We start from the raw sequence: 20,463 nt of genomic DNA on the forward strand, positions 1-20,463 counted from the left end.
AAATAGCGAAATGATGCGGGTAGCTTACAGAGTGGTGATTAACTGACGTAAGTAATGTAGACTCGATTCTAGACTGTCCATTGGTGATCCCGGACAATAATCTTGTTCAACAGCGTACCATTCTACACCATGTTGTTCGCCCCAGCGTAAGATAGGGGCAAAGTCGATAACACCACTCCCCACTTCTGCAAAATAGTGACGATCATCATCTGTCATATCTTTAAAGTGTAAAATAGGCATTCGGTGAGCATACGATTCAATAATACGTAGCGGATCAAGATTCGCTTTTTTGACCCAATACGTATCGATCTCAGCATATACAGGTGTTGCTTCATCGTATTCAAGCAAATATTGAAGTGCGTATTTGCCTTCCATCATCGTATGAAATTCCCAATCATGATTATGAAATCCAACACGATAACCTTGAGGGGAAACGATAGCAGATACTTTGCGTAGCTCCTGTCGTACATACAGATAACCTTGTTCATTTTTGTGTTCATCCGGTAAAGAGTGGCAGATCATATCCGGTGTCTCAAAAAGATCAGCTTCGATAATGACTTGATCGAGATCGTGTTTCATTCGTTCTAAGCCTACATGCATTCCAGCAGTACGAAGTCCAATTTCTTTCATCACTGCTGCGATTTCAGCAGGATCATTACCATGCAATCCATCAATCTGTACCGCTGTCCAGCCCATTTTGCGAAGTTCTTTTAGCGTATATATAAAGTCTTGTTTGAGTTCGTTGCGTACCGTAAACAATTGAGCTGCTAATTTGTCTTGAATCATCATCGTTCATCCCTTTCCAAATTGAGCCATTGTAGATCGGATTCATGAATATCGAGCGACAATACCGCAAACGATTGAGCCAATTCTTCAGAAGAGCGAGGGCCAATAATAGCTGCTGTAGGGAATGGACGATGAAGTACAAAATAAAGAGCGATCTGTGTAGGGGTTACTTTTTTCTCATCTGCCAGTATGACAGCACGACGATAACGTTCCCAGTTCGGTTCGCTATAATACACACGCACCATTTCTTCATTCGAACGATCTTCAGGGGCAAAAGCACCGGAGAAAAATCCACCGCCTTGTGCTGACCAAGAAAGTAGCGGAAGCTGGTTGTTATGATGCCATTGAACAGTGTGTTCATCTGCGGATACACAACCAGGCCAGCGCGCTTCCAAAGCGACAGCAAGAGAAAGGTTAGGGCTATTAAAAGTAAATCCTTTTAATCCGTGTTGCTCTGCATAATCATTAGCTTGTTGTATCCGTTGATAACTCCAGTTAGAAGCACCAAATGTACGAATAAGACCATTCGAGACATGTTCATTGAGTGTATCGATAATCGGTTCAACAGCAACAGACTCATCATCTCGATGTAGAGCATAAAGGTCGATATAATCTGTTCCTAATCGTTCCAGACTGATAAGTAGATCATGAGTAATCGCTTCGGGATGTACTCGTGGTGTAGTTTCGCCTTTGAGAGGATGAGCACATTTACTAAGTAATATAAGTTGCTCACGATTGTGTTGTTCTTTCATCCATTGCCCAATAATGACCTCACTATTGGTATATTGATAAGCCATATCGATAGTTGTTCCACCAGCAGCTACAAATTCATCTAATATCCATGTACCATCCATTTTGGATAAATCCCCTGTTCCTATAATGAGCGGTGAGACGGAGATGTTATCAACAATTATCTTTTTCAACTGTATTCCCCCTTTTATGGAATCGATACCATACAGATGTATAAGCTATGTTATAAGATTAAGCAGGTGAAAAAATAAGTAAAGCGACATCAATTCCTATAATATGGTATCGATTCCATAAAGATCAAAAAATGTGATATCTGTTATCTGGAATCGATACCACATTATGAGCTTGTTACTCCATCTGGTGTAGATAGAGTGTAAGATACCATGTACAACAAAAGATAAGTGAAAGTAAAAAGATGACGTTGTGAGTTATAAATAAGATAAGGATAAACAAATGTGTGAGGTAAAGTAACTTGTGAAGTATTCTTAGGAGTTTTTTTTTAAAGAAAATGTTTTGATATGATACATTATATTACGTAACTTTTATAAATAACAAGTATAAATTTGAAATAAGTTTAATTTATTTTTTTACAACTATCTCTGATTACCAGTTGATGTTGCAAAACGATATCTGTTTTTTGTTGTGTTTTGGGACGAGCAATTAACTTGTGTAGACTTTCTAAAGAAATTTGACCCATTTCATAGATCGGTTGCTGCATAGAGGTGATAGCCGGGCGAACAATATTAGTAATTGTACTACCATCAAAGCCGATAATCGAAATATCATCAGGAACTTTAAGATCTTGATCCAGTGCACAATTCAAAGCACCAACTGCCATATCATCACTAGCTGCAAATACAACGGTTGGACGATTAGAAAGCTGAAGCAATTCTTTCATCAACGCTTGTCCACTAGGAAGCTTATAATCACCAAATTTAATATAATCAGGATTAATCGCTATTTTATGCTTAATTAACGCATCACGAAATCCGTTATATCGACTTTGGCCAGAAGTAATATCTTGTAGATCGCCCCCCAGATAAGAAATAGCAGTATGACCTGCATCGATCAAATATTCAGTAGCATCAAAAGCCGCCTGATAATCATCTATCAATACTGACATAAACGTAGGGTCAGGCGATTTTACACTGGAAAACAAAATCGGCATCGTTGCATTTTGGATAAACGATACAATATCATCATTTGTTTTTTCATGCATAATAATAATGCCTTCGACTCTCATTTCCTGAAAAATATACAGGTATTTGAGTTCTTTACTCAAGTTCTCAGCAATATTGCAGACGATCAGGTTATATCCGTATTTACTTGCATTTTCTTCAATACTACTCAGAATCGTAGAGTAGAAGTTAGACGTTAAATCAGGCACAATCACGCCTATCGTATTGGTTTTCTGTTTTTTGAGACTACGAGCAATATGACTAGGAGAGTATTTGAGTTCTTCAATCGCTTCATTCACTCGTGCTAGTATATCTTCGCTAACATATTTCTCACCATTCAACACTCTAGATACACTGGTGACGGATACGCCGGCTCTTTTTGCAACATCTTTAATTTTGACAGTCATATAGCCAACTCCCTCAACTGGAAAAAAAGTAAGAGTGTTTGTATCAAACATTACAATCGCTCTTTACCATATATTGACGAATCACTTCATATTCGTCAATCATTCCATGACATTCGTTAGCTAAAGTACGACCGATTATTTCAACTTACAGTCGTTAAATGGTAAACTATATCTGTAAGTAAGCGCTATCATATCATGGAATTTTGCAGATTGCTAGAGGGAGGAAAAAATTTTATGTCGAATCATGTTGAAATCCCAGCAACGATGAAAGCAGCAGTAATGACAGAGCCCGGTCAGATCATTATCGAAGATATTCCTGTTCCTACACCACAGGCTAATGAGGTATTAATTCAAGTGGTTGCTGTAGGAGTATGCGGATCAGATGTACATTATTATGAGCATGGACGTATAGGTCCATACGTAGTAGAAAAGCCAATTATTTTGGGACATGAATGTGCTGGAATTGTGGTCAGTGTAGGTGAACAAGTATCACGTTTTAACGTCGGAGATCGGGTAGCAATTGAACCGGGAGTCACTTGTGGACATTGCGAATATTGCAAAGAGGGACGATATAATTTATGCCCGGACGTGCAATTTCTGGCGACACCGCCTGTAGATGGAGCATTTGTACAATATATCGTTATGCGTCATGACTTTGTTTTTCCTATTCCAGATCACCTTTCTTTTGAAGAAGCCGCTATGAATGAACCATTTTCGGTAGGGATTCATGCAGCTAGAAGATGTCGTCTACAACCTGGTTCAACGATAGCGATTATGGGAATGGGGCCGGTTGGATTGATGGCTGTCGCTGCTGCCAAATGTTTTGGGGCTACACGTATTATAGTCACTGATCTAGAACCTATCCGTTTAGAAGCCGCTCGCAAAATGGGTGCAACTGAAGTCATAAATGTTAAAGAAGAAGATCCTGTAGCGAAAATAAAAGAGCTAACCCATGGTAGAGGTGTAGACGTTGCATGGGAAACAGCTGGAAATCCCAAAGCTTTGCAAAGTGCATTATCTTCTATTAGACGTGGCGGCAAATTAGTAATCGTCGGGTTGCCTCCTCAAGATCAAATTCCTGTTAATGTACCTGCAATTGCAGATAATGAGATCGATATTTATGGCGTATTTCGCTATGCCAATACATACCCGATGGGAATCGAATTTCTCTCGTCTGGTAAAGTAGATGCGAACCTGATTATTACAGATAAATATCCATTATCTCGCACACAAGAAGCGATGGAACGAGCTATCCATCACAAAAATGAAAGTCTTAAAATTATTGTTTATCCAAATGAGTGAATAATATTCAAAAAATGTCGTAAGTTGCCGATATTAGGGGAAGAGCTCTAATATTGGCGACTTTTTCTATTTTTCAGAGAAATAAGGATACTTTAGCTGATATTTATAGAACAGCGCATACTCTTTGATATATGCACATTATGATTAGAAAAGAGGATACAATGACTTCTTTATCCGGTTTGGCATTTTTGAAAGCTAAGTTTCCTCATACTGAGAAAGTAATCAGTATGGCTCCACAAGAAAATTCTGCGGTAACACTTACTTCAGTTGCTCAAGAACAAGATGATTTATCGAATGTACATATTACTTATGGAGCCAAACAGAGCTATCTGCATGAACAACATCCATTTAATGAAATTAAAATCTTATTAGATTCATTAAAAAATGAAAAAATAGATCATATGCTTTTTTATGGTATTGGTTTAGGACATCATATTAATTATTTTCAACAACAGTTTCCTGATGTACCTTATTCAGTCTATGAACCAAAACTTGAAATGGTGCATTACTTTAGTAAACACGGAAATATTGCAGCATTAGATACACCCAAATGGCGAGACTTGGCGATAGAAACTTCACCGAACAGTTCCATCCAATTTTTGCGTCAATTTATTGATAAAACACCTGGAACTATTTCTTTATGTATATTACCTAGTTATGAATACTTATTTCAGCAAGAGATTTTGCGATTTAAGCAAGAATTCGAACATGTCCTTAAGCACAAAAAAGGTAATCGAATTGTCAGTCATAAATTTAGTCAGTTCTGGATGCAAAATAGTTTGAACAATTTCAAAGAAGTATGTCAGACTCCTAATATTTTTCAAAAGAAAAAAAGTTTTGAGAATAAACCTGTTGTTCTTGTATCTGCTGGTCCTTCATTAGAGGAAGAGATTCCGTATCTCAAACAAATTAAGAAAGATCAATCTGCGTATATCTTTACAGCAGGGTCTGCACTATCGACTCTAATCAGCCACGGTCTATATCCAGATGCGGCTTGTAGTTATGATCCTCATCCTGAGAATGGTAAGGTCTTTTCTAAAGTCATGGAACAACAAATTGCGGATATCCCTATCATTTTTGGATCATGTATTGGTGGAGATATTTTAGCAGATTATCCAGGTGCCAAGTTACACATGATTACGACTCAAGATACTATAGGATCTTATCTATTTCCGTTTCAACGAACAGGTTATCCTGTTATTCGAGATGCATCTTCTATAGCAGTCGTTACATTACAATTACTTTGTTTGCTGCAATGTGGACCTATTATTTTGGTTGGACAAAACTTCGCTTATCGTGATGGTTATCAGTATGCAGGAGGAATTGATTATATCAATCCTCGAAAAAAAATAGATCCTAACCAGTCTGAATATATTACAGATGTCTATGGAGGAACAGTAGCCACCAATCCTTCATTTAAGTCGATGAGAGACGAAATGTCTATCTATATTCGTATGTTCAAAAAACAAAATGTAATTAACACTACTAAAGGAGGGGCAGCAATTGCAGGTGCTCCTTTTATAGAATTAAAAGAAGTTATTAAACACCAATTAGTACCTTATACGATTGATGTAAATGCACTTAAAACACCGGAACCTGTATACAATCAAGATCATATTCCAGCAGCTATTCAACAATTGGAACAAGAACATCAAAATATGAGTCAAGCTTTATTTGATATTCAGCGTATTTTTCTAGCAATGAATCAATATATTCGTTCCAACCAACATCAATTGCTAATAGAAAGTTTCTCCACATTTGATAGTGCTTTTAATCAATGGCATAACAATCAATTTTCCAAAATATTTTTGATTCCAATGTGTCGTGTGTTTTATGAACGCTTGTATCAGCATGTAGAGAATATGCGCAAAGAACAACAACTCATTCTTAAAGCAGAAGCAATTTTGAATCATTATGGAGCATTTTTTGAACAAGTAAAGCAGAAATATACTCAACTAATGCCTCAATATCAAGAATTGTTACAAAAATATCAAACTCAACCAAACAAAAAAATAGAGAATGAAACAATATCCAACATATATCCACATAGATCATTAAATATATAGAAAAGCTTTTTACTTAGCATACAAAAGGGGAGCAAGAACATGGGAAGATTAAAAAGAAAAGTTCAGAAAACAAAATGGGAGAAATCAACAAAAGCAATAGGTATCAGTCTTACACTTATTCAGATGACAAACATGTATACACCTATGATTTCTCAAGCGAGTGCAGCAATAGAATCAACAACTGAATCTAATGCAGAGTCCGATCAGAATACCTCTGTTAATAATGATGTATATGGAGAATCGGATACTTCGAAACTTGCTATTCAAACGATGCAAGCTAATAGTTATTCTGATATGTATATGGTGGATTATGCTCCACGCTATTCAGGATTAATGACACTTGAGCCAGTGCTTCAAATGGAATTTTCAAAAAATATCAAATTAGGCCAAGGTTCTATTCAAATTTATCGTACAGATAATGATCAATTAGTTGAAAATATTTCGATTTCCGGAAGTTATATGGAAGGTGCTACATATTCTTTTATAGATCAACACACTATTCGTGTGACAACCAAGCAAGAATTAGCAGATAGCTTAGAATATTATATAAAAGTAGCCCCAGGTACTTTTGAAGATACAGATGGGAATGATTTTTCAGGAATCAGTAGTCCTTACGCCTGGGTTATGCGTACGCCAGACTTTACAGCGCCAACAGCTAAAATGATCACAGATTACGGAAACGATCATACAGATGTATCCAAGTTGCGTCTAGGATTACAATTCAGTGAACGCGTGCGCTTAAACTATGGACAAATTCATATTTATCGATCTTCGGATGATATGGAAGTGGGCAGATTGTCATCCATTAATGGATCATTATCCGGTTTTAATATTTCAGGATACTCGGTTCATAGCGGAACAGGATTTGAATTTAAGTTGTCAAGTGGATTGAGTAGTGAGGCTTATTACATCAATGTGGATTCGGGTCTATTTTCAGATGGAGTGGGCAATCCTTATGTAGGGATTCATGGTACATCACAATGGAACTTCAGTATTGCAGAACAGGACTGGGAATCGCCTTATCTGGTCAACTATTCCCCACAGAAACAGATTGATACATTAAAGCCATACATGAGTATGCAATTTAATGAAAATGTAAAATTTGGTCACGGCACGATTGGCATTTATCGCAGTAATGATGATTATGTAGTGCAAGAGTTTCAAGTGCATTCAGGTGTCACTTATAATGGACAACTCATGATTAGTGGAGCGCTTGTTCAATTGCCTGTACCTTCTAACTTAGAAGAAAATACCCACTATTATGTGAAAGTGGATCCTTATGCTATTTACGATTTGGCAGATAATCCTTCGTCTGGTTATGCTATATTTCATCCAAAAGAAGCATGGACTTTTACAACACCAAATATCCATCCTTTAGAAGTGAATCATTATGAATATCAAGATGGTCCAACAACGCATCTAATGATGCAATTTAGTAAATATATGCAGTTAAAAAAAGGTCATATCACTATCCATAGACAATGGGATGGGATGCAAATCGCTTCTTTATCTCAATCAAGTGGATATATACTGTCTGGGTATGGAGCCACAGCTAGCATGAGTGGTGGTTCTATCGATATTGCATTTGTAGATGGAGAAGAAAGCGAATCGTATTTCGTGCTGATCGACTCTGGCGTTTTTGTCGATATGATCGGTCAACCATATGGTGGTATTCATAACGATACCGATTGGAATTTTAGGATTGCAGGAGAAGATCAAAGAGCACCTTATTTGACACGGATTTGGCCTGAAGTCGGTCAGACGGTAGCTACATTACAGCCTAGAGTAAACCTCGAATTTAATGAGCCTGTGCAATTTGGGAATGGAAGTATCTCGATCTACCGTAGTTCTGATCATCAACTCGTCGAAAAAATTCAAGTCTTATCTGGATTCACTTCAAACGAGGAACATTCTTGGAGTGGCATAGCAATGGGTTTTGAATTGCCTAAAGCATTAGAAGAAAATACAGAGTACTATGTCAATATTGAAAAAGGAACAGTGGTCGACCGTTCAGGGAATGATTTTTCAGGGTTAACCAGTGACAATTGGTGGACATTTAAAACGCCAGATGTAACAGCACCTACAGCTAAAACAATCACAGATTATCGAGATGATAATACCGTCTTATCCAATTTGCGTTTAAGTTTACAATTTAGTGAACGTGTTCGATTAAAAGATGGATACATTCATGTTTATCGGGCTTCCGATAATCAGGAAGTTTTTAGACTCTCTTCAATTGATGGATTATTGTCCGGTTTCAATATTTCAGGATACTTTATTCATAGCGGAACAGGATTTGAATTTATGATGATGGGTCCATACACTAGCGACTCCTATTATATCAATGTCGATTCAGGTATGTTTGTTGATGAAGTAGGACATCCATATGCAGGGATTCATGGTACATCACAATGGAACTTCAGTATTGCAGAACAGGACTGGGAATCGCCTTATCTGGTCAACTATTCCCCACAGAAACAGATTGATACATTAAAGCCATACATGAGTATGCAATTTAATGAAAATGTAAAATTTGGTCATGGCACGATTGGTATTTATCGGAGTATTAATGATTCTCTAGTGGAAGAATTCCAAGTGAATTCAGGTACGACTCACAATGGACAACTCATGATTAGTGGAGCGCTTGTTCAATTGCCTATGCTTTCTAACTTAGAAGAAAATACCCACTATTATGTGAAAGTAGACCCTTATGCTATTTACGATTTGGCAGATAATCGTTCGTCCGGTTACGCCATATTTCATCCAAAAGAAGCATGGACTTTTACAACACCGGATATCCATCCTTTAGAAGCGAACTATTACGAATATCAAGATGGCCCAACAACGCATCTAATGATGCAATTTAGTGAACCTGTGCAGTTAAAAAAAGGTCATATCACTATCCATAGACAATGGGATGGAACGCAAATCGCCTCGTTATCTCAATCAAGCGGATATATACTGTCTGGGTATGGAGCGACAGCTAGCATGAGTGGTGGTTCGATCGATATTGCATTTGTAGATGGTGAAGAAAGTGAATCGTATTTCGTGATGGTCGACTCGGGTGTATTTGTCGATATGATTGGTCAACCGTATAGTGGGATTCATAACGATACGGATTGGAATTTCACGATTGCAGGAGAAGATCAAAGAGCTCCTTATTTGACACGAGTAGAACCTCGTACTGGTCAAATGATGGAGACATTAAAGCCTAGACTACATCTTGATTTTAATGAGCGTGTGCAATTTGGGAATGGAAGCCTCTCTATCTACCGTAGTGATGACCATCAACTTGTCGAAAAAATTCAAGTTTTATCTGGATTCACTTCAACCGAGGAACATTTTTGGAGTGGCATAGTAATGAGTTTTGAAATCCCAGAAGCATTAGAAGAAAATACCGAGTACTATGTAAACATTGAAGAGGGAACCGTAGTCGATCGTTCCGGAAATAGATTTTCAGGGTTGGTAAGTGACAATGGGTGGACATTTAAAACACCAGATTTAACAGCACCGACAGCTAAAACGATTACAGATTATCACGATGGAAACAATGAGCTAATTAATCCATCTCTTCGTTTGGAATTTAGCGAGCGTGTACACATGAACTATGGACAAATTCATATTTACAGAGCTTCCGATAATGTGGAAGTCGGTCGACTCTCTTCAGTCGATGGAGTCTTATCTGGCTTTAATATTTCAGGATACTCGATCTATAGTGGCGCAGGTTTTGAATTTAAGTTCCAAGATGCAGAGAGCGGCGAACTTTATTACATTAATATTGATTCGGGTCTATTTGTAGATGAAGTAGGGCATCCATATGCAGGCATTTATGGAGATTCACATTGGAATTTCAGTATTGCAGATTATGAAGCCCCTTATATGATACGAATAGATCCTAGAATTGAAGTTGATCAATTGGATCCTAAATTAAATATAGAATTTAATGAATTTATCAAGTACGGAAATGGAAGTATCTCGATATATCGAAGCAATGACGATCAATTAATCGAAAAGATACCTGTTCTTTCTGGATCAACGTCTAGCGACTCTTTTTTCCACAGTGGTAGTGTAGTTAGCTTTGCATTAGCTAATCCATTGAATGAATATACAAAATATTATGTACAAATCAATAAAGGTACTTTTGTCGATGTAGCTGGTAATCCATTTGAAGGTCTAGATGATAAAAATAGTTGGAACTTTATGGTTCATTCTCCGATATCGCCAGACTTAATTTCTAGTGGATACGGGTCGATCGCAGGATCAACAATTCGTAATTTACCAAATAACCTGACAGTAGGTAAGTTCTTAGCTAATCTGAGGTATACCTTCAATGCAGAGGGTGAGGTACTAACAACTTCAGGAACCGTTTTAAATGAGGAGAGAATCATCACATCGGGGATGAAATTAAATATTTGGTCACATTCTTCTGAAACAAAAAAAATATATTCACTAGAAGTAGGCAAACCAACATCCAGCAAATCCGACTCAGATAAAAAAACAGGGAATAATCAGCCGAGTACACCGGTTAGCTTTGCACCTGTGAATCCAGAATCATCACCTACGTCTGTACCTACAGCTACAGGTGGTAGTGGAGGAGCACAACCGCAAGCTACACCAACTAATTCGTCTACTAACGGTACACCATCTGTGCCAGCTAAGACCAATCCGTCGGCTGGAAATACCGTGCCTGTACTGACATCGAGTCCGAATGTACTTGTCATCGTAGCACCTGTTCAAGCAACAGCAGATACCGTGAGCTTACCAGCAAACAATCCATCTACGAATGCGCTTGTCTATTACTACGACAACAACTGGGATAAATGGATTGCAGTACCGACAACACGTGATAATACAGATTTGAAAGCAACTGTACCACAGGGAGCTTGGACTTCAGTTATAGCTAATTCCAATATCGCTCAACCTCAAGATACGATAAATAGCTGGGCGAATAAAGATATCTTGAAGTTAATGAGTCTTGATATTGTACAAGGTGATGCAACAGGTAGCTACAATCCACAACAAGCAGTAAATCGATATGAAATGGCAGTCATGCTTGCTAAAGTGCTACGTCTGGATATTCCGACAGTGTCTACGGCTTCTGTCACTACGGACAATAATGCAATGCCAGCATGGGCAGAACCATATGTCAGAGCAGTATCGGAACAAGGAATTATGGTAGGGGACAATAATGGATTTAACGGAACACGTTCGATTACCCGTGAACAATTAGCAACGATGATCGGTAGAATGTTACCAGAATCTACAATATCTTCTACACCATCTGTAACGTATAAAGATGCTAAAAAAGTATCTTCTTGGGCAACACAAGGTATCGAAAAAGTAAATGCACTGGGATTGATGAGTGGTTATCCAGATCAGACATTCCGTCCTAATCAGGAAGTCACTCGTGAAGAAATGGCTGCTGTATTATCAAAATTGGTCGATATTTTAAAATAGACCGCTCTTTTACTCGTAACAAAAATCTGTAGTGCCTATAGGTGCTACAGATTTTTTTATGTACAGAAATACTTTCTTATCGTTATGAATAAAATAGAGAGAATTGCATCGTTATGGGCGTATATTTGTTATAATTTAAACTATAATGACAATCTATAGTTTAAAGTCATAGAAAGGCTGTTTAGCATGGCAAAATACCCGCAATGGTCTTATTCTCAATCTCGAGCAAATATGTTCGATGAATGTTTACGCAAATATTATTTTCATTACTATGCTGCACATAATGGGTGGAGTGAAAAGTTAGGCTCAGACGAGCAAATACACGCTTACCGTTTAAAGCAGTTACGTAATTTTTATTTATTGTTTGGTGATCTCGCTCACCGGATGTGTGAATCTGCGCTTCGGCAATGGGAAGAATCTCAAACAGCTCCAAGACAAGCATTTTTGTTAGAACAAATGCGCAAATTACTTAATGAAGCGTATATTCAATCTCAAGATGTAGAAGCCTGGATCAACAATCCCAAATACCATACGATGCTTTCTGAAATATATTATGGTGACGATACGCTAAACAGCCGAATTGCTACGATTAAGCAACGGCAAGAAGAGTGTATACGGCATTTGTATGACACGCTCACATGGAAAGAAGTGACCCGGCGTGATATGAAGATTTTGGAAATCGAAAAATGGGATACGATGATATTGTTTGATACAAAAGTCTATGTAAAAATGGATTTATTGTACCGCAAACCAGATGGTACAGTTGTGATTGTAGATTGGAAAACAGGACGTGAAGATGATTTCTCGGATCAGTTGTACTTATATGCCTCATATGTACAAGAAAAATATAATATGCCGCTTGATAAAATCCAGATTCGTGTTGAATATCTGGTAACAGGCGAACATAAAGAGTACCGCATCACGACAGAAGATATCGGTAAAGTGGAACAAAGTATCGGTCGATATATTGAAGAAATGAAGTCTTGTTTAGATGATGATTACTACAATCGTCCCAAACCGGAATCCTTTTTTACCCCGATGCCTTCACAACGTAAATGCAAAGACTGCAATTTTCGCGAGATTTGCGAATTTAGAGCAGTATGAATTGATAAATGATTAAAGGAGGATGGGTTTGTGGTTAATGCTTCTTTCCCAGAAGAATCTGTACTGGCACATATGTATGCAAATATTCCCGAGGGTATTGCTATATTTTCTGCTCAAGGGATATGCATACAAGCCAATCCTGCGTTGTGCCGAATATTAAAGTATGAAGAATCTGAACTACGAGATACATTAACTACATTGAAAGTAGCAGAAGAGTGGCTAGACCATACCACAAACAGCACATTAGAAAAAGCAGAAAGACGCTGGATGAATGCAGATCATGTACCTGTTTGGTTGTCGTTACAAGTTTCTTATATTTTTGCTGATAATACATCTACATTGCAATATGTGATGATGTATATCAATGTGGTTAAAGATCGAGAAGTAGAAGATTTACATTCGATGATTGTACGGAATTCTTCCAATATTATTTCTGTTAGTGAACCTGATGGTAATATCCAATATGTATCTCCATCGGTCAAAAAGATTCTGGGATATGAACCTTCTGAAATGGTATCTAAAATGCGAATGGAATATTACCACGAAGAAGACGCTCAAGAGATGCATCAACCGGGCAGTATGTATGCCGACGATAAAACATTTATTCGACGTGTGAAACATAAAGACGGTCATTATATATGGTTAGAAATTTTCACACAGTTAATGCGAGATGACCTTGGCAACGTTGAAAAAGTATTGGCTATTGCTCAGGATGTAACCAAGCAAAAATCAGAAGAAGATATTATTGCTCATGCTCACCGTATGGCTTTATTAGGCGCCTGGAATTGGGATTTGCAAGAAAATATAATTTACTTTTCCAAAGATATTCGGCGTATTTATGAAAAAAATGTACTATTGGTCGAGCAGAATCTAGATTCGTATTTGGCTGTGATTCATCCTGATGATGTAGAGCAAGTTAAACAATGTATCGAAAAAGCGATCCATCAGGAAACCAGTGAAGAAGCAAGGTACCGTATTCTATTACCGGGCAATATACAAAAAGTTATTCATGGATACTGGGAAGCTATTGTCGATAAAGAAACGAAAAAACCTTTGCAATTAATCGGTCTTGCTCAAGATATTACAGAACATTATATGATCAGTGAACAGTTACGGGAAAGTGAACAGAAGTATCGCATGATTACCGAACATTCATTGGATATGATCTCCCGTCACGCGGATGATGAGTATTCTACGTTTTTGTATGTATCTCCTGCCTGTCAGCTTATTCTGGGGTATGAAGCAGAACAACTGATAGGAAGCCCGGGATATAGTCATATTCATAAAGAAGATTTACCTTTATTTATTCATTTTCTACAAGGTGTACGTGAACGTAAAAATGAGAAAGAAACTGTTGTATTTCGTTGTCGTCATCAGAAAGGGCATTATGTCTGGTTAGAAACGACAAGTCGATATATGTATAATCAGGACACCGATTCGTATAGTTATACAGCGGTATCAAGAGATATTACCGAACGTAAACATTTAGAAATGGTACTGCAAGATAATGAACATCGCTATCGTTCTTTATTTGAAAATAATCCTTCTGGAGTATGTGCTGTTGATTTGAAAGGTTATTTTATTTCTGTGAATAGCAGTCTCGAAGAGATTACAGGATATTCACGTTATGATTTGATCGGTCAATCAATACTGCCTCTATTTGAAGAAAATCAGATGGATCGGATTATTCATCATGCTAGACTAGCCAAAAAAGGAATCCCGCAGACGTATGAGCTAAATGTATATCGTCAAGACGGTTCACTGTTTCCTGCGAATATTACTAATGTACCTATAGTAGCCAATGGTGAAGTAATTGGATTATATGGAATAGTCACAGAAATCACAGAATTAAAACAATATATTCATCAGATTGAGCGCCTTAGCAATGAACATTCATTGATTTTAAATGCGGTTTCTGAAGGCATTTTTAGTATTAATAGTGAAGGCAAAGGGATGTTTATTAACCATGCCGGTGCGATGATGTTAGGTCTGGATATTGAAGAGGAAGATATATTTGAGTCTGTTCGTTCCAATCAAATACGTAATTGGGGTATTCATGATGATGATGTACTTGGTGAAAATTCTTCGATTATTCAAGCGATTCGTCAAGGTAAGCCCAATCAAGAAGAAGAAACTGTATTTTGGAAAAAAGATGGTTCTAGCTTTATAGCGGCTTATCAGGTAACGCCTGTTATCGATCATGGAGAACAACGTGGTGCAGTGATTGTATTTCGCGATATTACTGGAGAAAAAGAGATTATTCGAGCAAAAGAATCAGCAGAACGTGCAGACCGCGCCAAATCTGAATTTTTGTCTGTCATGAGTCATGAGTTACGTACACCAATGAACGGGATTATTGGGATGAGCGGATTGCTGGCTGATACAGAATTGGATGAACAACAGCAAGGGTATCTGGATATCGTATGTAATAGTAGTGAAACGCTACTGCATTTACTAAATGAAATTCTTGATTTTAGTAAAGTCGAAGCAGGCAAAATGACGCTGAATACAGAGCCATTTAACCTACGAGCGATTTTGGATAATGTCAAAGAACTGTTCGCTTTTAAAGCCCAAGACAAACAGTTAGACTTCATCTTCAAAATAGAGGAATCGATACCGCAGTGGTTTGTAGGAGATGCAGGACGTATTCGTCAAGTGCTTGTCAATCTGGTGGGAAATGCGATTAAATTTACAGATACAGGTTCAATTACAGTACAGGTTCGTCCGTTAGAACGAGAAGAAGGACAATCCGCCACTTGTGAAGATACATGGCTTGAATTTTCAGTCAAAGATACAGGGATTGGTATTCCAGTTCATCAACAATCCCAGTTATTTCAACCTTTTTCCCAATTGCATCCTGTGTTAAACCGTAAATACGGCGGGACAGGACTAGGATTATCTATTTGTAAAAAGCTAGTCGAATTAATGGGTGGAAGTATTGATGTAACCAGTGATGAGAATAGCGGTGCTGAATTTTATTTTGTGTTGAAATTAGAAGTTTCTTCGGAACTGAATGATCTGCCGGGTATGTCTTCGGCAAAAGAAGATATGCCACATCCTATCCAGAGAATAGAACCTGTAGTAGTGGTTCAAGATTATTATCCTATGCGTGTTCTGGTAGCAGAAGATTATGTTGCTAATCAAAAAGTACTGCTGGCAATGTTACACAAATACGGCTATGATCCTGATCTGGTTACCGATGGGCAACAGGCAGTTCAACAAGCTATCGAACATCGATATGATCTTATCTTTATGGATGTACAGATGCCGGTGATCAATGGAATCGAAGCTACTCAACAGATTCATCAACATTATGCTCATGAAGAGATGCCAATTATTGTGGGGGTCACTGCTTTTGCTAGAAAAGAAGATCGGGAACGTTGTTTGACAGCAGGTATGCACGATTTTATTAGTAAGCCTGTGATCAATACCGATCTACAACGAGTGCTCGCTTATTGGAGTAATCATATTCATCATCGTCCTCATCATTCTTCGTCGCTGGCTGAATCGAATCATCTGTTAGAAAAAGATCACTACGAATAAGTAACAGTTAATAAGAAAAGCGTATTTCCTCCCAAAAAGAAGAAATACGCTTTTTTGTAATACAGTCTATATTAAGATAAAGGATCGACTTGAACCATAGATTGTTTGCCACTCACTTGAATACCTGTTTTGGCTTTTCCAGATGCTTGAAGATCACGCAACAATTCTTCAATAAGCGTTTTAGCTTTAGCTGATTCTTTGCTACCTTGTGTTTTGACCACAAGTAATACAGCATTATGCGATTGTAGAATACGTTCAGCCTGATTTTTTTTCGTTTCATAATCATGATCTTCAATATTAGCAGTTAAGCGAATTTCTTTGATTTTAATAGGTTTATCACTTTTTTTAGATTGTTGTTTGTTTTGCTTGGCAGCTCCTGCTGAGATTAGCTGGCAAGGAGGCGGACTACTATATAAAGAAGTGCATACAAGATCAACTTTTAATTTTTTTGCCATTTGCAAAGCTTCGGCAGTAGGCACAATCCCCAAGTCTTCTCCATCGATTCCCGTTAAATGTACTTCTATCGCTTTGATTTTCTCATTTTTGATCACTGTGTTATCCTCCAGCACCCTATTTATTGTTTATACCTAGTATACAATATCATGAGTTGATGACGATATTGAGGTTTTACAAATATCGCTTTAACTGGGATAATAAAAAAGAATCTAATATCGAAAGGGGAACATTATGAAAAATAGAAAATGGGTTATTTTACCACTGGTTCTGCTTCTTGTTCTGTTGTCAGGTTGTCAGGCTGTAGGTAATTTAGACATTAACAGCGCAATGGTTGGTGATCTCAAAGTCAAATCGATTGAATCCAAGCAATCCCTTGCAGTTCAATTAACATCTACTTCAACAGCTTCGGCACAAGAACGCCAACTAGCAACAGTGTTAAACGGTATGCAATTGAATATCGATCATGCCAAACTTCAAGATAATGGCAACGTTTCGATTGAAGGTGGTATCGCTTACAGTGGAATGACGTTACCATTCCAAATGTTTATGGATACGAAAGGAGTTACGATTGCTCTATCTGGTGCGCAAAAGCCGTTATACATACCACTCACTACAGAAGAACAAATGGCTTTTTTACCTGGCAATCTAACTATGAATCAAATTGAAGATCAAGCAAAAGAGTTGATTACCAAATCAGCTAGCTTATTTTTCAAGCATGCACCTAATCCATCTAATGTAACCGTAGATTCGGTGACTCAAGAAGTATATGGTGAATCAGTGGATCTGACTCATTTACACATTGAGCTAACAGGTGAAGAATTTATCACTTTGGTCAAACCATTTTTAACAAGTATTTCTACAGATGAAGCAGGCTGGCGTGATCTGTTAGCTACGTTATATGACTTTATCACTTATGCTGAATCACAAATGAATGCTGATGAGAAACAAGCTATGGCTTATTTAACGTTAGATCAGACTAAAGAAGAATTTGTTGATGAATCGTATACAGAGGTTCAATCCTTTTTGAAAGATGTATTAGCTGAATATGATAAATATCTAAAAGAAGTATCAGCAGAGCCTGAATTCAAAACAGTTTTTGGTACAAATACTCGTCTATCCCTAGATCTTTATTTTGATAAAGATATGCATACTCGTAAGCAAATTGTAGACTTAACAGTGGCTTTGCCTAGTTCAGAATATATGCCTTACAGTATGTTCAATGTACACACAGAAAATGAAAATTGGAATGTGGACGGTAATATTGTAGCAGATCCAATTGCAACCCCAAATGGTGTGCTTGATATCACTTCAAAAGATTTGACACCAGGTGCATTCTTGCGTAGCTTTGATAAAACTTCACCTGTGTATTTGTTGTTACACGATGTAGCACACATTACCGAAAAATCGATCTATATTGATAAAGATCCATCATATGCTTCTTACAATGTGATCACCAAAGATCGTGTGCTATTAATGTCTGTCAAAGAACTTGCTGAAGAGTTAGATGCCAAATTTACTTGGGACCCAGCGACTAAAAAAATCACATTAACAGATGATATTACTGGCGCTGTGACAACATTATCTTTGAATTCTAACAAAGCAATAACCGATGGCAAAACCAAAATAATGACTCATAAAGTAGTTAAAATTAAAGGCGTAACTTATGTACCTGTACGTTCGGTAGCAGAGATTTTGGGAGCAACAGTAAAATCTGAATCTGCTTATATTGTCGTAGAACGCAAATAAGATAATTAATACATTGTTATAAGAAAAAGGGTATTCTACAACATGTAGAATACCCTTTTTGCATACCTCCATATGAGTCTAAAGAATCAAATACCTATTTTTTCCAAAAAAAGTATTGCTAAAGAAGATCAACTGATTATAGAATAAAGCGTCAACATCTTAATAAGTTAATTAGTAAAAATTATTCTTATTTAGCAGTAATATACAAACTACATATTACCTTTATTAGACGTCGTAAGTACTACGTCCTATTTAGTAACGCCTTTATTTTTGTAGGTACGAAAGGGGGGTTAATTATAATTTAAGTCTAAAACATACACAATATTAATGAATTATACCTAGTAAAATTTTACTATAAAAACTTTTTTTATGATAAATGTGTCAAAGTTTGGAAAAACGGTTATTAACGATCTATGAATATGTAACTTAATTAGATGTCCATTGATGATTTTTGGGGGAACAAAGAAGTAGATTCTAAACAACGACTGTACTCTATAGTGGCGCAGATTATCTTCTGTGTACTACCAGTATTCCGAAATAGATTATTTCTACATCTAGCCATCCCAACGCAAGACTAATATTTTTAAAGGGGAGATTGACAAATGGGATTGCTTACATTGAAAAAAACGGGTGCAGTATTACTTGGTGCATTATTGATGGGGACTGTATATCAAGGTGGAACAGCACATGCTTTGAATTACAGCAATGATGTAGTACCTGTATTGAGTTCAAATGCAGGAACAAATGGAACAGCAAGTGCAAGTTCGGAAGAAGCAGGTCATGAAGCATGGAAAGCATTTGACGACAATTCCTCTCCAGAAAGTTCATGGAAAGCTCCAGCAAGTTCTTCTAATCAACTAATTTATCAATTTAATACGAAAAAAGTAATTACTCAATATACAGTGCAAGCAGATACGTATGATACATCTGAAGCACCAAAAAAATGGCAGTTGGCAGGGAAGATCGGTAAGAACTGGTTGGTAGTCGATGAGCAGATCAATCAGACTCATTGGAAATCAGGCGAGCAAAGAACATATACGATTGCAAATGATACTGCTTACACAGCGTATGCTTTGTTTATCTCTTCGAATAACGGCGGCGGTCATGTAGCCGTTAGCGAATTGGAATTATATGAATTTGGAGATAATACCAATCTTGTTCCATTATCCAATGCAATGACATCTTCGTCTGGTGGAGCATCTGCTTCTGCAAATGAAGATACAGCATGGAAAGCATTTGATCACAATACAGCATCAGATAGCTACTGGCAATCAGATGATGACAATTTTATGGATGCTTCGCTTCAATATCGTTTTGAAAGTCCACAGGTAGTAAAAGGTTATTCAATTACATTGGCTAACAAAGCAACAGCTCCTGCGTTCTGGACACTTGTAGGTAGTAACGATGGTCAGCAGTGGGAAGAAGTATTGCATGATGTGAAATCTTCTTATCGTTGGGAAGTTGGTCAGAAAAAAGTCTATGAAATCGACAATACTAAAGCTTACAAAACATACAAACTGATTTTTGATCGTAATTCAGGCCCATCTACAGTTGCTGTAAGTGAATTTGAATTATTTTAAAAGAATAAGTTATTGATCAAGATCAAATAGATTGAAATAAAAAGAAGTGATTCGCTTTTAGAATCATTTCTTTTTTTGTTCCAAAGCT

Annotated in this window: 11 protein-coding genes; 7 read left to right on the forward strand and 4 right to left on the reverse strand. The window is 37.3% G+C overall.

From position 1 onward, the window contains the following. Positions 1-24: 24 nt before the first annotated feature. The 3 genes from PQ456_RS04750 to PQ456_RS04760 all read right to left on the reverse strand — a co-directional run bounded on the left by PQ456_RS04750 (position 25) and on the right by PQ456_RS04760 (position 3,121). On the reverse strand, positions 25-786 hold the full coding sequence (locus PQ456_RS04750; RefSeq protein ID WP_273615106.1) for a sugar phosphate isomerase/epimerase family protein: 762 nt from the start codon (positions 784-786) through the stop codon (positions 25-27). Beyond that, positions 786-1,709 carry an aldo/keto reductase gene (locus tag PQ456_RS04755; RefSeq protein WP_273615107.1) on the reverse strand — a complete coding sequence of 308 codons (924 nt, stop codon included), beginning with the start codon at positions 1,707-1,709 and terminating at the stop codon, positions 786-788. The genes PQ456_RS04750 and PQ456_RS04755 overlap by 1 nt, the downstream gene beginning before the upstream one ends. Before the next feature lie 401 nt (positions 1,710-2,110). Continuing rightward, positions 2,111-3,121 carry a LacI family DNA-binding transcriptional regulator gene (locus PQ456_RS04760; RefSeq protein ID WP_273615108.1) on the reverse strand — a complete coding sequence of 337 codons (1,011 nt, stop codon included), beginning with the start codon at positions 3,119-3,121 and terminating at the stop codon, positions 2,111-2,113. Positions 3,122-3,355: 234 nt separating this feature from the next. Between PQ456_RS04760 and PQ456_RS04765 the strand changes: the two genes are divergently transcribed. The 5 genes from PQ456_RS04765 (at position 3,356) to PQ456_RS04785 (ending at position 16,593) form a co-directional block, all read left to right on the forward strand. Further along, a complete protein-coding gene (locus tag PQ456_RS04765) occupies positions 3,356-4,423 on the forward strand; it encodes an NAD(P)-dependent alcohol dehydrogenase (protein ID WP_273615109.1) in 1,068 nt (355 codons plus the stop codon). Positions 4,424-4,584: 161 nt separating this feature from the next. Then, complete coding sequence (locus PQ456_RS04770) at positions 4,585-6,489, forward strand: motility associated factor glycosyltransferase family protein (RefSeq protein WP_273615110.1); 1,905 nt, start codon at positions 4,585-4,587, stop codon at positions 6,487-6,489. Positions 6,490-6,528: 39 nt separating this feature from the next. Continuing rightward, a complete protein-coding gene (locus PQ456_RS04775; RefSeq protein WP_273615111.1) occupies positions 6,529-11,946 on the forward strand; it encodes an Ig-like domain-containing protein in 5,418 nt (1,805 codons plus the stop codon). A gap of 186 nt (positions 11,947-12,132) precedes the next feature. Next, on the forward strand, positions 12,133-13,050 hold the full coding sequence (locus PQ456_RS04780; protein ID WP_273615112.1) for a PD-(D/E)XK nuclease family protein: 918 nt from the start codon (positions 12,133-12,135) through the stop codon (positions 13,048-13,050). A 30-nt stretch (positions 13,051-13,080) separates the two neighbouring features. Next, complete coding sequence (locus PQ456_RS04785; RefSeq protein ID WP_273615113.1) at positions 13,081-16,593, forward strand: PAS domain S-box protein; 3,513 nt, start codon at positions 13,081-13,083, stop codon at positions 16,591-16,593. A 71-nt stretch (positions 16,594-16,664) separates the two neighbouring features. On the opposite strand, the gene infC is transcribed toward PQ456_RS04785, so the two are convergent. Further along, positions 16,665-17,144, reverse strand: coding sequence for a translation initiation factor IF-3 (infC, locus tag PQ456_RS04790; protein ID WP_273615114.1), 480 nt, complete (start codon positions 17,142-17,144; stop codon positions 16,665-16,667). A 136-nt stretch (positions 17,145-17,280) separates the two neighbouring features. On the opposite strand from infC, the gene PQ456_RS04795 reads away from it, so the two are divergent. Both PQ456_RS04795 and PQ456_RS04800 read left to right on the forward strand, forming a co-directional pair. Continuing rightward, on the forward strand, positions 17,281-18,795 hold the full coding sequence (locus PQ456_RS04795) for a copper amine oxidase N-terminal domain-containing protein (protein ID WP_273615115.1): 1,515 nt from the start codon (positions 17,281-17,283) through the stop codon (positions 18,793-18,795). Positions 18,796-19,397: 602 nt separating this feature from the next. Continuing rightward, on the forward strand, positions 19,398-20,375 hold the full coding sequence (locus PQ456_RS04800) for a hypothetical protein (protein WP_273615116.1): 978 nt from the start codon (positions 19,398-19,400) through the stop codon (positions 20,373-20,375). The last annotated feature ends 88 nt before the right edge of the window (positions 20,376-20,463 follow it).

Origin of the sequence: Paenibacillus kyungheensis, assembly GCF_028606985.1 — a bacterium.
Taxonomy (GTDB): Bacteria; Bacillota; Bacilli; order Paenibacillales; family Paenibacillaceae; genus Saccharibacillus; species Saccharibacillus kyungheensis.

Bases quoted from the DNA above. Each gene is read 5' to 3' on its own strand.
- PQ456_RS04750 (WP_273615106.1), bottom strand. From the start codon at position 786: ATGATTCAAGACAAATTAGCAGCTCAATTGTTTACGGTACGCAACGAA.
- PQ456_RS04760 (WP_273615108.1), bottom strand. From the start codon at position 3,121: ATGACTGTCAAAATTAAAGATGTTGCAAAAAGAGCCGGCGTATCCGTC.
- PQ456_RS04765 (WP_273615109.1), top strand. From the start codon at position 3,356: ATGTCGAATCATGTTGAAATCCCAGCAACGATGAAAGCAGCAGTAATG.
- PQ456_RS04770 (WP_273615110.1), top strand. From the start codon at position 4,585: ATGACTTCTTTATCCGGTTTGGCATTTTTGAAAGCTAAGTTTCCTCAT.
- PQ456_RS04775 (WP_273615111.1), top strand. From the start codon at position 6,529: ATGGGAAGATTAAAAAGAAAAGTTCAGAAAACAAAATGGGAGAAATCA.
- PQ456_RS04780 (WP_273615112.1), top strand. From the start codon at position 12,133: ATGGCAAAATACCCGCAATGGTCTTATTCTCAATCTCGAGCAAATATG.
- PQ456_RS04795 (WP_273615115.1), top strand. From the start codon at position 17,281: ATGAAAAATAGAAAATGGGTTATTTTACCACTGGTTCTGCTTCTTGTT.
- PQ456_RS04800 (WP_273615116.1), top strand. From the start codon at position 19,398: ATGGGATTGCTTACATTGAAAAAAACGGGTGCAGTATTACTTGGTGCA.